This window comes from Microbacterium sp. LMX7-1.2 (assembly GCF_040675935.1).
GTDB lineage: Bacteria > Actinomycetota > Actinomycetes > Actinomycetales > Microbacteriaceae > Microbacterium.
On the sequence record NZ_JBEGIL010000002.1, the window covers coordinates 18,736 to 30,802 of the forward strand.

Annotated in this window: 17 protein-coding genes; 1 reads left to right on the top strand and 16 read right to left on the bottom strand. The window is 68.5% G+C overall.

The genetic code is table 11. The annotated features are described in order from the left end of the window. Positions 1 to 84: 84 nt before the first annotated feature. The 14 genes from MRBLMX7_RS18620 to MRBLMX7_RS18685 form a co-directional block, all read right to left on the bottom strand. Positions 85 to 417, bottom strand: a complete 333-nt coding sequence (locus MRBLMX7_RS18620) for a hypothetical protein (RefSeq protein WP_363371075.1) — start codon at positions 415 to 417, stop codon at positions 85 to 87. A gap of 39 nt (positions 418 to 456) precedes the next feature. Beyond that, a complete protein-coding gene (locus tag MRBLMX7_RS18625; RefSeq protein WP_088478640.1) occupies positions 457 to 792 on the bottom strand; it encodes a hypothetical protein in 336 nt (111 codons plus the stop codon). Beyond that, positions 785 to 1,183 carry a DUF192 domain-containing protein gene (locus MRBLMX7_RS18630; protein WP_363371078.1) on the bottom strand — a complete coding sequence of 133 codons (399 nt, stop codon included), beginning with the start codon at positions 1,181 to 1,183 and terminating at the stop codon, positions 785 to 787. Before MRBLMX7_RS18630 ends, MRBLMX7_RS18625 begins: the two co-directional genes overlap by 8 nt. 29 nt (positions 1,184 to 1,212) lie before the next feature. Further along, a complete protein-coding gene (locus MRBLMX7_RS18635; RefSeq protein WP_127913491.1) occupies positions 1,213 to 1,602 on the bottom strand; it encodes a hypothetical protein in 390 nt (129 codons plus the stop codon). 4 nt (positions 1,603 to 1,606) lie between these two features. Next, positions 1,607 to 2,413: a ParA family protein gene (locus MRBLMX7_RS18640; RefSeq protein WP_363371081.1), complete on the bottom strand. Its 807-nt coding sequence runs from the start codon at positions 2,411 to 2,413 to the stop codon at positions 1,607 to 1,609. 109 nt (positions 2,414 to 2,522) lie between these two features. Beyond that, complete coding sequence (locus MRBLMX7_RS18645) at positions 2,523 to 2,891, bottom strand: single-stranded DNA-binding protein (RefSeq protein ID WP_363371082.1); 369 nt, start codon at positions 2,889 to 2,891, stop codon at positions 2,523 to 2,525. A gap of 65 nt (positions 2,892 to 2,956) precedes the next feature. Next, the gene (locus MRBLMX7_RS18650; RefSeq protein ID WP_363371083.1) at positions 2,957 to 3,181 is read right to left on the bottom strand and encodes a hypothetical protein; all 225 of its coding nucleotides are present in this window, start codon (positions 3,179 to 3,181) and stop codon (positions 2,957 to 2,959) included. Between the two features lie 72 nt (positions 3,182 to 3,253). Further along, complete coding sequence (locus MRBLMX7_RS18655) at positions 3,254 to 3,658, bottom strand: DUF6573 family protein (protein ID WP_363371084.1); 405 nt, start codon at positions 3,656 to 3,658, stop codon at positions 3,254 to 3,256. A gap of 111 nt (positions 3,659 to 3,769) precedes the next feature. Beyond that, positions 3,770 to 3,982: a hypothetical protein gene (locus MRBLMX7_RS18660; RefSeq protein WP_259955023.1), complete on the bottom strand. Its 213-nt coding sequence runs from the start codon at positions 3,980 to 3,982 to the stop codon at positions 3,770 to 3,772. 3 nt (positions 3,983 to 3,985) lie between these two features. Continuing rightward, a complete protein-coding gene (nrdH, locus tag MRBLMX7_RS18665; RefSeq protein WP_179516453.1) occupies positions 3,986 to 4,231 on the bottom strand; it encodes a glutaredoxin-like protein NrdH in 246 nt (81 codons plus the stop codon). 341 nt (positions 4,232 to 4,572) lie between these two features. Further along, positions 4,573 to 5,124, bottom strand: coding sequence for a hypothetical protein (locus MRBLMX7_RS18670; RefSeq protein WP_363371088.1), 552 nt, complete (start codon positions 5,122 to 5,124; stop codon positions 4,573 to 4,575). A gap of 31 nt (positions 5,125 to 5,155) precedes the next feature. After that, on the bottom strand, positions 5,156 to 6,109 hold the full coding sequence (locus MRBLMX7_RS18675) for a DUF3560 domain-containing protein (RefSeq protein ID WP_363371091.1): 954 nt from the start codon (positions 6,107 to 6,109) through the stop codon (positions 5,156 to 5,158). Between the two features lie 395 nt (positions 6,110 to 6,504). Continuing rightward, the gene (locus MRBLMX7_RS18680; RefSeq protein ID WP_363371093.1) at positions 6,505 to 7,860 is read right to left on the bottom strand and encodes a ParB/RepB/Spo0J family partition protein; all 1,356 of its coding nucleotides are present in this window, start codon (positions 7,858 to 7,860) and stop codon (positions 6,505 to 6,507) included. Between the two features lie 369 nt (positions 7,861 to 8,229). Beyond that, the gene (locus MRBLMX7_RS18685) at positions 8,230 to 9,315 is read right to left on the bottom strand and encodes a hypothetical protein (RefSeq protein ID WP_363371095.1); all 1,086 of its coding nucleotides are present in this window, start codon (positions 9,313 to 9,315) and stop codon (positions 8,230 to 8,232) included. A gap of 350 nt (positions 9,316 to 9,665) precedes the next feature. Here MRBLMX7_RS18685 and MRBLMX7_RS18690 point away from each other — a divergent pair, with 350 nt between their 5' ends. Then, positions 9,666 to 9,842, top strand: a complete 177-nt coding sequence (locus tag MRBLMX7_RS18690) for a hypothetical protein (protein ID WP_260026584.1) — start codon at positions 9,666 to 9,668, stop codon at positions 9,840 to 9,842. A gap of 82 nt (positions 9,843 to 9,924) precedes the next feature. On the opposite strand, the gene MRBLMX7_RS18695 is transcribed toward MRBLMX7_RS18690, so the two are convergent. Both MRBLMX7_RS18695 and MRBLMX7_RS18700 read right to left on the bottom strand, forming a co-directional pair. Further along, entirely contained in the window at positions 9,925 to 10,809 is an 885-nt protein-coding gene (locus tag MRBLMX7_RS18695) for an FHA domain-containing protein (RefSeq protein WP_363371098.1), read from the bottom strand. Further along, a partial coding sequence (locus tag MRBLMX7_RS18700; RefSeq protein ID WP_363371101.1) for a MinD/ParA family ATP-binding protein occupies positions 10,806 to 12,067 on the bottom strand: 1,262 nt, incomplete at its 5' end. The genes MRBLMX7_RS18700 and MRBLMX7_RS18695, both read right to left, overlap by 4 nt.

Below are 12,067 nucleotides of genomic sequence, written 5' to 3' on the forward strand. Positions count from 1 at the left end.
GCGAGGCGGACATCCCCACGTCTAGCGCGATGGACAGCGAAACCGTCTGCCGAAAGCAACTTGCGGGGAACCTTCGCGGCAAGGTCACCAGACGTCGGTCGGGTCGGAGATGCGCTGGCATGCTCCCTGCCATATCCAGCACCGCAACGTCTCACCGTCGATCGTCACTTGCACGCCCACGGCGTCGGCTGTCCAGCGCTTCACCTGGACGACGCACCGCACGTTGGTGTCCCCGAACTGGAGCCACGCATGTCCCCATATCGTCAGCTGCTCGGGAACGATCGTGAGGGGCTGCGCATGCAATCGCAGCTGGACGCGATTGAGGGTGCGCAGCGGCCCACGCTTGCGCGCCTCGCGCAGCTCGCGCTCTTCGCCCCTCTGCGCCGCCAGGTGCGGGTAGCGCTTGTTCGTTCCCACTGAGACATCGTCCCGGGAACATCGGACGCTGAGGGGGGCCTACTCAGCGTTGTCCTTCGGCTTGCCGGGTCGGGGCCAGGGCCAGGCGTCGACGACGGCCCACAGCTCGGCCGACGATCGCGAAACGATCATGTCGGGCCGGCTCTCAGCCACCACGGCGTCAAGGAACCAGGAGGCATCGCGCAGCGCGTCGGTGTAGCCGGAGTGGCCGCGGGCGACAGCTCCCATGATTGCCGCGATCTTCATTGCCTGGCGCACGGTGATCTGCACCGGGAGGTCATCGCCCTCGTGAGCCCCGTTGACCGTGCGCTGGAACGCCTCGGCTACTTTCAGCTCGTACTCCGGGTCTGCGGGGTCGATCAGGTTCTCACTCATCGGTGCTCCTTCGTTCTACTGCGGCGCCCACTGTCGTCTGCGCGAAAGTGCCCGCGGGGGCTTCGAGGATCGCATCTACGATCCCTGGGGATGGTTCTCGGGGGCATGGGTCGGTGGAGCACGGCTGGAGCGTCACAACGCCCGTCACGCGCCCGTCGCGGATCCATACGACGTCGAGCGGTACGCGGGTGTCCCGCATCCAGACCTCTGTGCGCTGTGCGGGCTCGAGCGGGAACCACATGCCGGTGCCGTCCGGCACGCTGTCCCGCCCGCTGAGCCCTTCGCGCTGCGCGTCGGTGCTCGTTGCTTGTTCGGCGGTGATCGTCACACCGTCGATGGTCACGCGCAGCTCGTCGACGTCGGCGGCACAGCCGGTGAGGATGACCGCCACGGCGGCCGCGACCGCGGCCGCGGCACGCTTCATTCCAGGGGCCGGCCCACGGGACCGGTGCCGGGAGGCATCGGCTCGAAGTGCTCGCCGTCGTTGAATTCACGCTCCAGCGACTCGACGAGGCCCATCACGCCGTGCAGCTGCATGTCGGTCATGTTCCGCCAGCGGTACTTGTCGCGACCGGCGTAGAACGCGGCGCGGATGCGGCCGTCCTGGTCGCTGTCCGCGTAGTAGTTCATCTTCGTGCGCGTCGGCTTCTTCGCTGCCACTCCCCCGGCCTTCGTCGGCGTCGGGGCGGGTGCTGCGGGTGCGACTGCAGCCGGCGCCGGAGTCGGCTGTGCCGCCGGCACTGCCTGGGTGTTGACGGGCGTCTGCCCGCTGAGCGCGGACGTGCGGCGCTCGGTTCGCTTCGCGGCCATGTGCTTAGTTCCTTCCGGTGAGCTGCGTGAGGTATCCGTCGTAGATCGCTGCGAGCTCACGCGAGTCGGCGTCGCCCTCGTCGAGCCCGATCGATTCCTCGGTGGCATCTGCGATCGCCTGGCGCTTCGGCACGGGCGGAGTGAGCAGCGGGAGGCCACGCGCCTCGGCGGCCGCCTCGATTTCGCTGGCCCAGTGTCCGCCGCCAACCGTTCGGGACTCGTGCTGGTTGAGCACGACGCCCGCGACGCGCAGCCGGGGGTTGTAGCTCTGCTGCACCTGCGTGATCGTGTCGAGCAGTTTCGCGAGCCCGTTGGCGCTCCAGAGCTTCGTCTGCGTGACCACGAGCGCGCCGTCAGCGGCCGTGAGCGCGTTGATGACGAGCTGGTCGAGGTTCGGGCCACAGTCGATCAGGATGAGGTCGTAGTCGCCGCGCACAGCCTCCAGGGCACGACTCAGCCGTCCCTCACGGGCGGCTCCAGCGACCACGAGCTGATCGCGGACCACACCGAGCGTCTCCCCCGTCGTTGGCACGACGTCGAGCCCTTCCCAGATTCCCGGCACGATGACGTCTGCGATGGTGTCGGGCGTGTACTCGCTGAGCACGTCGGCCAGCCCCGGCTCCGTCTCTCCGACGTCCTCGGTCAGGACGCTGGTGATGTTGCCCTGCGGGTCGCTGTCGACGACGAGCACGCGCAGGCCGGCGAGCACGGCCGCCCGGGTCAGATGGAAGACGGTCGTCGACTTCCCGACGCCGCCCTTCTGGTTGCAGGCGGTCAGCATCACTGCTTCGCGCTGGTTGGTGTCAGTCACGGGTTCCTCCCGGGTCGTATGTTCTGAGTGTATCCCCATTAGTGACAATGCCTCTATTGGGTATGAGGAAAGGAGGGGAGCACTCGGGGCACTCCCCTCCTGGGCGCGGTCACTCGGTTGTGCCGCTGCGCTCCACGGTCACGGACTGGAGGTGCAGGCTCACGCCGACCTCATCGGCCCGGACCTCGTGCTGGATGCGCTCTTCGCCACCCTCGGGACGGTAGACGGTCGTGCGGTACTCCCCCGCGAATGTGATGCGGATGTTGCCGGAGCGCTCCGCGGCCTCCACGAGGTTCACCGCCTGGTTGCCCTGCACGGCCACGTCGTAGCCGATCGTGCCGCCGTCCTCGTAGTTGCCGTCGTCCTTGCGGATGCGATCGGTCACGAGCACGCGGGCGTAGGTGTACGGCTTGCCCTTGTCGTTCTCGCGCAGGACGGGAGTCGCGGCGAGATTTCCGGTGCGGGTGATGTAGCTCATGGTGAGCATTTCCTTTCTCTCTGTGTTGGGGATAATGCCGGTATTAGTACCGGTTTGCAACGGGTTCAGAGCCCGTAGCGGTTGATGGTCATGCGGTGCCCGTCCATCTGGCCGGGGTAGAACACCCACTCGATGCCGGAGCCGGTGGGCGGCTCGAACCGGACGCCGCGCACGGGGCTACCGGTCGTGATTGGTCCTAGCTCATTGGCGACGGTGAGGGGCTTGGCGTAGGGCTTGCCGTCGAGGGCTGTCAACACGTCCCCCTCCCGCAGCTCTGCCAGCTTCGTCACGATCAGCTCCTTCATCTTCTGTACCTCCATTGTACCTTATGCCTCTATTAGGGGGAATGCCGGGATTCCTGCTCAGTCCTCGCGCGGGAGCATGATCGTCACGACGGGCTCGCCTTCGTCGCCGGGGCCGATGTGCAGCGCCAGCTCGATCAGCTCTGCCTCGTTCCACTGCCGGCCTCGATCCTCGTTCGGGATGCGGAACACGCGGAAGGTGACGCGATCGCCGCCCGGGGCGTTGCCCGCGGCGATGCCGGCCATGTAGAGCACGTCCCACAGTCGGCCGTCCTCGTCCTGCGGCTCGGGCCTGTCCTCGTCCCAGGTGACCGCCTCGGCCCACGCGGCACGAGTGAGCGCGACCGGGATGCGGAACCGGGCTTCGCGCGCCATGTCGCCCGCGTCGACCAGATCGCCGTCCGCTAGTGCGTCCTCGCGAGTGCGGCTGTGGATCACGCTGCCGAAGTAGTTCTCGATGCTCATGCTGTCCTCCTGTACCTAATGCCTCTATTTATCGGGCTGACAATCCGCAAGTTTCCGCGGGTCTTGGTCTATGTCTCTATTGTACCTAATGCCTCTATTATGGTCAAGCGGTCACTGCTCGAGCGAGCGGCGGCGCTGGAACTCTGCGATCTGCTCGGGGGTGTAATTGGCCTTCATGTACCAGTGATTCGTCTGCTGCTGCCAGAACTCGACGTCGCGACGCAGCTGCTCGACCTCGCCCTGCAGTCGGGGGATCTCTTGGCGCATCCAATTGAACGCTTCCCACGACACGGGGCCCCGCTCGTCCTGCTGCTCTTCGCTCATCGGTCATCCCATGTGTGCGGCGATACGGTCGATTTCGATGGGGTTGAAGCCTGCCCAGTGGTCCTGATCGTCGACGACGACCACGGGAGCCTGTGCGTATCCGAGGTCTTTCACGTACTCCAGCGCCGCGTCGTCCTGGCTGAGGTCCACGACTCGGTAGGGAATGCCCTTGGCGTCGAGTGCCCGGTACGTCGCGTTGCACTGCACGCAGCTCGGCTTGCTGTACACCGTCAGCTCGTTCTCGATCATGTCCCTCTTCCTCTCTCGATCAATTCGCTGGCTCGTTCCTGATAAGCGGAGCAGTGCCGCAGCAGCAGGGCCGGAACACAACCGCAGGCGGTGGGGGAGAGAATTTCGTCGCGATGTGAGGGAGCGTAGCGACCGCGTGGCGAGAATCTCGGAGGAGGCGGCCCCGGAGGGGCTTGTGTGGAGGACCGCGGCGGCAATGATGGAGCGTCAGGAACGATGCCCGGAGCCCGATGAATGCCGGCGACCCGTAGGGGAGCGCACACCGACGCGCAGCGGCGCCGGGGGAGTGTGAGGGGGTTGCTCCCCTCGCGCCGTGCCCCGGAGGGCACGGCTGGGGCGGCCTATTGGGTCGCCCACGTCCACGCGGCTGCGGTGATGGTGTCGAGGTCGTCGAGGGTGGCGCTGCCGGATGCGGTGACCACGGTCACGCCGTCTGCGTCGCGCCGGTCGGCTCGCCACTCGTATCCGGTGACTTCGCGCTCGGGGTCGTCGCTGGGCCGGTCGCAGATTTCGGTGAACCCGATTCGGGCGTCCTCGTTCTGCTTGTAGAACACCAGGTGCCCGTATCCGAACGTCTCGGGGTCCTCTTCGCAGAGGTCGAGGCCGGGGACGGATGCCGCGAGCTCGTCAAACTCGGCGCGCAGCGTCTCGGCGGGCGTGCGATGGTGCGCGTCGCCTTCCTCGTCGCTCCGTGCGTGGGCGTTGATCCATTCGAGCGCGGCCGCGGTGCGGCCGCAGGAGCGCAGCAGACCGGCGAGGGCGTCGGCCTCGGTGCAGGTGAGCGCCTTGGCGATGTCGGCGGCGGCGTCGCCGCTCCAGACCTCCAGGAACCAGTGCAGCGGTGTTCCTGGCTCGACGGTCTGAGCGGCGGGGGTGGCGGTGGTCGTGTCCATGGTCGTATCTCCCTTATCCCTTATGCCTCTATTAGTTCTTGGTGATCTGCTCGGCGGGGCGGTGGTCCTGAATCTCGGCGTAGGTGACGCGATCGGTCCAGCTGTAGGCGGTTTCGACGCTGACCGTCTTGGCGTTCACCCGGGCGACTTTGTGCCAGTAGCCGCGGACCTTCACCGCGTCGCCCTTGGCGATGCTGTCGCGGCTGTATCCGGTCGCGCGTCCCGTGGCGATCTGGTCGGCGCGCACCCGCTCCCAGTAGGCGAGCTGGTCGCGCAGCTCGTCGAGCTGCGGCGCGTAGGCGGCTGCTCGCTTGGCCTTCTGCTCGTCGGTAGCGGGCCGGTATCCCGTCTCGGGGTCGTACACGTCCGCGATGATCCGGCGCTCGGTGCGGCGAATGTCCGCGCCGATCTTCTCGATGCGGTTGGCGACGGTCACGGGGTTGTAGCGGGCATCCGTGGTGTGTGCGGCGGCCTCGGCGCGGCGGGCGGCTTCCTCGGCGTCGTGGTGGGCGTCGATGCTGCGGCGCATGCTGTTGTGGGCCTTGTCGATCGCGCGGCGGTGGCGGCCTTCGGAGTGGTGACCGACCTTGATCGGCTCGCCGCCCTCGGGCAGGCGTGCGACGTCGCTCAGGTGCTTGTTCCATGCGGCATCCGAGTTCGTGGCCTTCCGGTCGGCCTTGGCGTCGAGCGCGGCCACGCGGTCAGCCTGGCGGGCGATTCTCCCGGCCTCGACTTCTGCGGTGCTGCGGGTCGTGCGGTCGATTTCCAGCGGTGCCAACTCGAACCCTGCCGCCTCCAGGGCTGCGGCGGTGCGGGTGATGATGTGGTGCTGGGGGAGACGGTCGCGGCTGTTCGGGACGTACCACGCGCCGATGCTCCGGCCCCAGCGCCAGCGGTTCTCCTTCAAGATCGCGGCGGACCCGTCGCCCTTGGCGGTGCCCTCGATGATCGTTCCGGCCTCGTGCGTGTGCGTGATGCTCAGCATGCTTGGTTCCTCTCTCCACCTCGTTTTTTTGCCTTGAAGGCACGTAGTGCCTGTCAGGGAGTGCCGCCTGGAGCGACAACCCGTAGGGCGGTGGCGGAGAGAATTTCGGGTGCGATGAGAGGGAGCGCAGCGACCGCGCGCCCGAAAATCTCGGGGGAGCCGGCCCCGCGCAGCGGGGCTTGCGTGGAGGGTGGCCGACCGTAGACTGCCGCAGGCTTCAAGGCCAAAAACGACGCGCGTATGCGCGCTCGTGAACAGTCGGCGCGCAGCGCCGTCGTCTCAGTCCGGGCCGGCCTCTGTCGGCGGCCCGGTTGCTGGGCCGGCCTCCGTGGCGGCACAGCATTGCCCCGCGCTGTGGCGCGGGGCGGCTGGCTCTTATGGGGATATTGCCTCTATTAGTTCTCGTCGGTGAGCATTGCGGCGATCTTCTCGACGGGCGACAGCGGGTATCCCCAGGCCTGGAGCGTCTGGAAGTACGCCGCCTTCTCGGGGCGGGGGGAGCGCCAGGTGTCGCGGCTGGTCTGCTGTTCTATGCCGCCGAGGACGATCGCGACGGCGACGTGCGCGGCGCGGGTCGGGTGCGCGGTGAGGTATTCGGCGATCTTGTCGCCGTAGCCGCGCTCGATGCCGAGGAATTCTTGCGCCTGGCTGTTGCCGTGTCCGATGGACTGGCCGAGATCATAGCCTCCGGTGGCCAGGAGCGTTGCGACCACGCTCATCGCGTCCTTCGGCATGGTCTTGCGGGCCAGGAACGTCGCGACCCACTCGCGCCGGACCGACTCAGCGGCGTCCCATTCCTTGTTGTTGGCGATGAGCGTCTTGCGCTCGGCCTTCTGTTCGTCGGTCATCGGGCCTTTGGCCGCGCCGCTGGTGGCACCGGGGCGGAGGATCAGTCCTGCCGCGTCGAGGTCGTCAACGTAGTACGTCACCTCGAACTGCTCGGCGTCCCACGCGCGGACGTGCGCCGCGATCCCGGGCTTGCCCTCCACGTAGTCGCTGGTGATCCGGTTCCCGCCTTCGTCGGTCACCTGGTGCAGACGGTAGGGGGTGGCATCCTCCCAGCCCGGGGAGGACGACAGGATGCGGTGCCCCTTGGCCGCTACTTGCGCCTCGACCTTCTCGCGGAGCACGGCGGCGGCTCGCTCGTTGCGGGCGCGCTGGACGGCGACGGGGAAGTAGTCGGGCTGGCTCCCGGCAATCTCGGTGAGGTCAGCGACGGCCTGGGGGTCGTCCTCGAACTCGATCAGCGTCGCGGCCTGGTCGAGGGTCAGTCCGACCTCCGCGACGAGCCGGGTGCCGGTGTCGCTGGAAGCGACGGTCAGGCCGGTCTTGATCGTGTCGCGCTTGGTGCCGGTGCGCTTCGCGATCTGCGTGGCGCTGAGTCCTTCCAACTCCAACTGCCGCCAGGCGTCGAGTCGGTCGCCCTCTCCGAGTGCTTCGCGCTGGTCGTTCTCGACCAGCTGCTCGATGATGCGCTGGGCGGTGTCCGTGTCGTCGACGTCGACGACGTAGACGGGCATCGTCGCGAGGCCGACCATTTGGGCGGCGAGGGTGCGGCGCTGGCCGTAGCGGACGTGCACGCCCTCGCTGTCGCGGTAGGCGACGACGGGCTGGAGGACGCCGTTTGCGCGGATGCTGTCGACGAACTCCTTCCCGAGAGTCGCTTCGGTGCGCACGTTCGTGGCCACGTCGATGGTCTGGGGGTCGATGTGCTCGATGGTTCCGGGCGTGGTCGTGGTGGTCATGTTCATCCCTTTCCCCTCCACGTTTTTTTGCCGTGAAGGCACGAACGTGCCGGTCAGGGAGGACGTGCGCAGCGTCAACACGGAGTGCGGTGGGGGAGAGAGTTTCCGGTGCGATGTGAGGGAGCGCAGCGACCGCGTGCCGGAAAGTCTCGGGGGAGCCGGCCCCGCTCGCGGGGCTTGCGCGGAGCGTGGCCGACCGTAGACTGCCGCAGGCTTCACGGTAAAAAACGGCGCCCCGCAGGGCGCGAAGGATCTGCGGCCGGCAGGCCGTCCCCCTGGTGTTGAGGGCAGCTGTCCATCCTTGTGGGCGAATGGAGCCCGGCGGTAGCTCGGGTCGTCCACAGGTGGTCAGGTGGCCGCTCGGTGTGGGGCGGGTCAGGCTTTGGGCCGGCGCACCTTCGGGGTGCGTGGGAACTGGCGGTGCATTCGCGCCAGGATCGCGTCGATTTCGGGCTGTTGGGCCGCGATGCGCTCGCGTAGCTCGGCGTCCGCAGCGCGTCGAGCTGCGGACTCGACACGGTTGCGCTCGCGCTCCGCTTCCGCTCGAGCGCGGGGTGCCAGCTCGTCGACGGCGATCGTCTGGCCGATGAGCCAGAACAGCCAGGCGAGCGGATCGCGCTGCTCGGCCGGCTCGACGTCGGCCCGCATGCCGGCCCGGTAGCGGTCGACGTGTTCGAGGACCTGGTGTGCGGTCCAGCCGCGCTCGACGAGGCGATGCCTGGCGATCGCGGCGCATACCTGGCCGATGTGGCGGCCGCCGATCCACACGGCGTCGTTGCGGCCGTCCGGTGTTCGCACGTAGACGCGCTGCGGCTGCGCGCGGGGGGTGCGCAGGAGCCGGGGCAGCCGGTCGACGAGCTGCGCGGCGAACTGCTGGACCGCGAACGGCCAACGAGGCTGGGCCTCAGCCGTTTCAACCACTCCTGTCGTAGCTGGTCGGCGCGGAGCGCCGGCCTTTCGCGCGCCTCGGGCGCGCTTTGGTGAGTTCTCTGTAACGGGAGAGGTTTCGTTAACTGGTCCCGAGAGGGGTAGGGGGGTGCCGTCCACAGAGTGAGGGATCGTGAGCGCTCGTGTGGAGGCGGCCGCGCGCTGGTGCTCTGCGCCGAGCGCGCGGGCCTCGGCCAGCTCGTCGAGGGAGAGGCGATTGCGGCCGCGGGCGCACTCGACGACGAGGCCGAGCCGCGAGAGGAAGCGCATGATGCGCTTGACGGTCGCTTCGGCGTAGCCGATGCGCTCAGCGACGGTGGCGTGGGAAATGGCGACGTCGCGGCCTGTGGAGCGGTCTGCGGCGGCCGCCCATTGGCGGGCGGCTGAAAGTACCGTGCTGGGGCCTGCGACGCGCAGACGGCGGCGTAGGGACTCCACGCTGGGGAGGGTCAGAGCGAACTCCACGGCGTGCAGCCAGTCGGCGGGCCGGCAGACCGGCACGGCGGCGTAGACGCCCTCCGGGGGCGTGAGCATGAGTCCTCGGCCGCGGCTGCGCGGGCCGCGGCCTCCCCGTGGGGCCGGTGGCCGATCGACGGTCTGTCGGCGGTGTGCGGGCGCATCGGGGCCTGTCGGCCGTTTGGGGGACACGTCGCGGCGTGTCGGAGCCGATTGCGCGTGGAAAAAGGCGGCGTTGGGCGTTATGATGAAGTCACCTTCCTGGCATGGGTAGGTACAACGAAGCCCCGGCTCCCGGCCGGTTCTTCCTCACATCGCCTTCATCTGTTCCTGTCGCCAAACTTCGACAGATGAGGCACTTCGAGTTTCGAGGCCCGCCCCTGGCGGGCCTCATCTCGTTAAGCGGCGTCGATAGGCAGCTCCCCGTCGTGAAGCTCCTGCTCTGGCCAGGTCACGGGCAGGCCGCGACTGGTCAGCTCCAGGTGCTCGATGATGTGCTCGAACATCACGGCCGACGAGACAGCTGCTTGATCCGCGAGGCGGTCAAGCCGTTCTTTCGCGCTGCGCTCGACGACGTAGCCGAGCGGCACTGGGTCTACCAGTGAGCCGCGAGGACGTCGACGAGGGGCCATGTGAGCGAGCGTAGTTCTATGCCAATGGTTAACGTCAGAGTGACACGCCGGGGGGTCAACCTTGGGTTGAGGGTTGTTCGCGGCCGGTGCGGCTCTGGAGCTGCACTGTGGTGTCTCCGAGCTGGAGACGTGCGCTGGCGGCGATGATCGTTGGCGTGTGGGGCGACAGGGCTTGGCCGTCGACGTATGTGCCGTTGCTGGAGCCGTGGTCGGTGACGATGAGCCTGCCGGCGTCGTCGACGTCGACGAGTGCGTGGGTGCGCGAGACTTCGCGGCCGGGGCTGGGGAGCTTCACGGGAGTGTGCCCGTCGATCGCGTCGGGGTTGCGGCCGAGAGCGGCCGGAGCCGGTGTCGTGATCGTCTCGCCGCTGTCGAGCTGCACGATGAGCTGCGGCCGCGGTGCGCGGACTAACACGGTGTGCTCGTCGACCTCGGGCAGCGGCGCGGCTGTGCGGCGGTATTCCGGGGCAACCGCGGCGGGCACGGTGGCCTGAGTCGCCGGGGGTGGAGAAACGGGTGAGCGTGGGGGAGTGTCGCTGAGCTCCACGCGCAACGGCTGTTCGATGCCGCATGCGCCGCACGTGGCGGCGGTGACGACGACGAGCTGCTGGCACTGTCGGCACGGGCCGTTGACGGGGGTCAGCCGGGAGGCATCCGCGATCGTGTTGCCGGCGTCGATCGGCTGGACGACGCCGCTGGGCCGCACGGCGATGCGGTAGCGCTGTCCGGCCTCGTCGACGTCGACCGCGACGGGTCGCGAGAGAGTGTCTGCGAGGGCGGCGCAGCGCGCGATGATGCCGGCTCGCATGCCCTCCACGGTCGGAGAGGCGCAGCCCTGCGGTGCGCCGTTGATGCGGAGCACCGCAGTGACGTGCTGGGCCTCGGATCGAATCTCGACCTGGATGCGGGGCCACGTCCCGACCTTCTGAGCTTCGGTCATTCGCGCGGCGTTCCGTTGAGGCCTCCGGCGACGGCAGCGCCCGCGGCGAGCCATGCGCGCTGCGTGGCGGGCCGCAGGCTCTCGTAGGTGATCTGGCCGTCGACGAGGGCAGAATCGTGCGGGATCATCACCGCGGCGCGAGTGAGGGCGCTGTATCCGTTGGCGACGTGCTGCATGTCGGCACGGGTGGCCTTGGGATCGGCCTGGGTGATGACGGTGACGGCATCCCGCGCGAGACGGGCGGAGCGTGCGTCACGTGTAGCTAGGTCCTCCAGGAGCAGTGCGCCGGCTTCCGCGTGATCGTCTCGGGTCGTGGTGGAGACGACGAGCTGGTCGGCCAGGTCGATCATGCGCAGCCACATCGGGTCGCTCTCATCGTTCCCGCTGTCGATGAAGATGAGCCGGTAGTACTTCGCGGCGACGGCGTGGATCGCGTCGACGTCGGTCGGCGTGATGCGCTGTTCGTTTGCTCGGGCGGTGGGATTGGAGCGCAGCACGTCGAAGCGGTCGCTGGTCTGGTGGTGCACGAAGTGGGCGAGGTCGGCCGCCTGTGCGCCCGTGCCGAGCAGCCGTTCGGCGTGGGGCAGGAGGTCGAGCAGCGTGCTGGCGTGCGGACCCTGTTCGGTGCGCCAGCCGAGCGTGCCACGGGTCTGGTTGTTGTCCCAGGCGAGAACGCCTGCGCCGCCGTAGCGCGCGAAAGTCGCGCTCAGGAGGATGGTCGCGGGCGTCTTGCCGGCGCCACCCTTGCCGTTGACGACAGCGATGGTGCGCGGGCCAGGCCAGTGCTGGCTCACGGCGCGCTCGTCGGCGCGCACGGCGCGCTCCGCATCACTGGGAGGCATGCGGATGCCGGCACGGGTGAGCGCCCCGCGAATGCCCGTCGTTGCGGGCTTCTCGATCTGCTCCTGGGTGAGGAACGATGTGCGCACCTCGCGACGGGTAACGGGAGCCTCTGTGGTCCAGGCGGCCGCTCCTGTGGCCTCTGGTGCGACCGTGGGGGCCGGCGCTGCGGTCGGTGTGGGCAGCGGCGGCCGCGGCGGCACATCGACTGCAGGAGCCGGTTCGGCGGCGACTGCAGGAGCGGGCGACGGTGCGACTGCAGGCGGCGCAGCTTCCGTGGGAGCGGGGACGTCGGTGATGACGTCCTGGGCGGCCGCAGCGCGGGCCGCACCTCGAGTAGTGGTCGCCGTGGGAGGGTTGGTGTCCTCGCTCACCTGGGCGTGCTCGTCAACGATCAGGTGATAGGTCGGCTCGACGC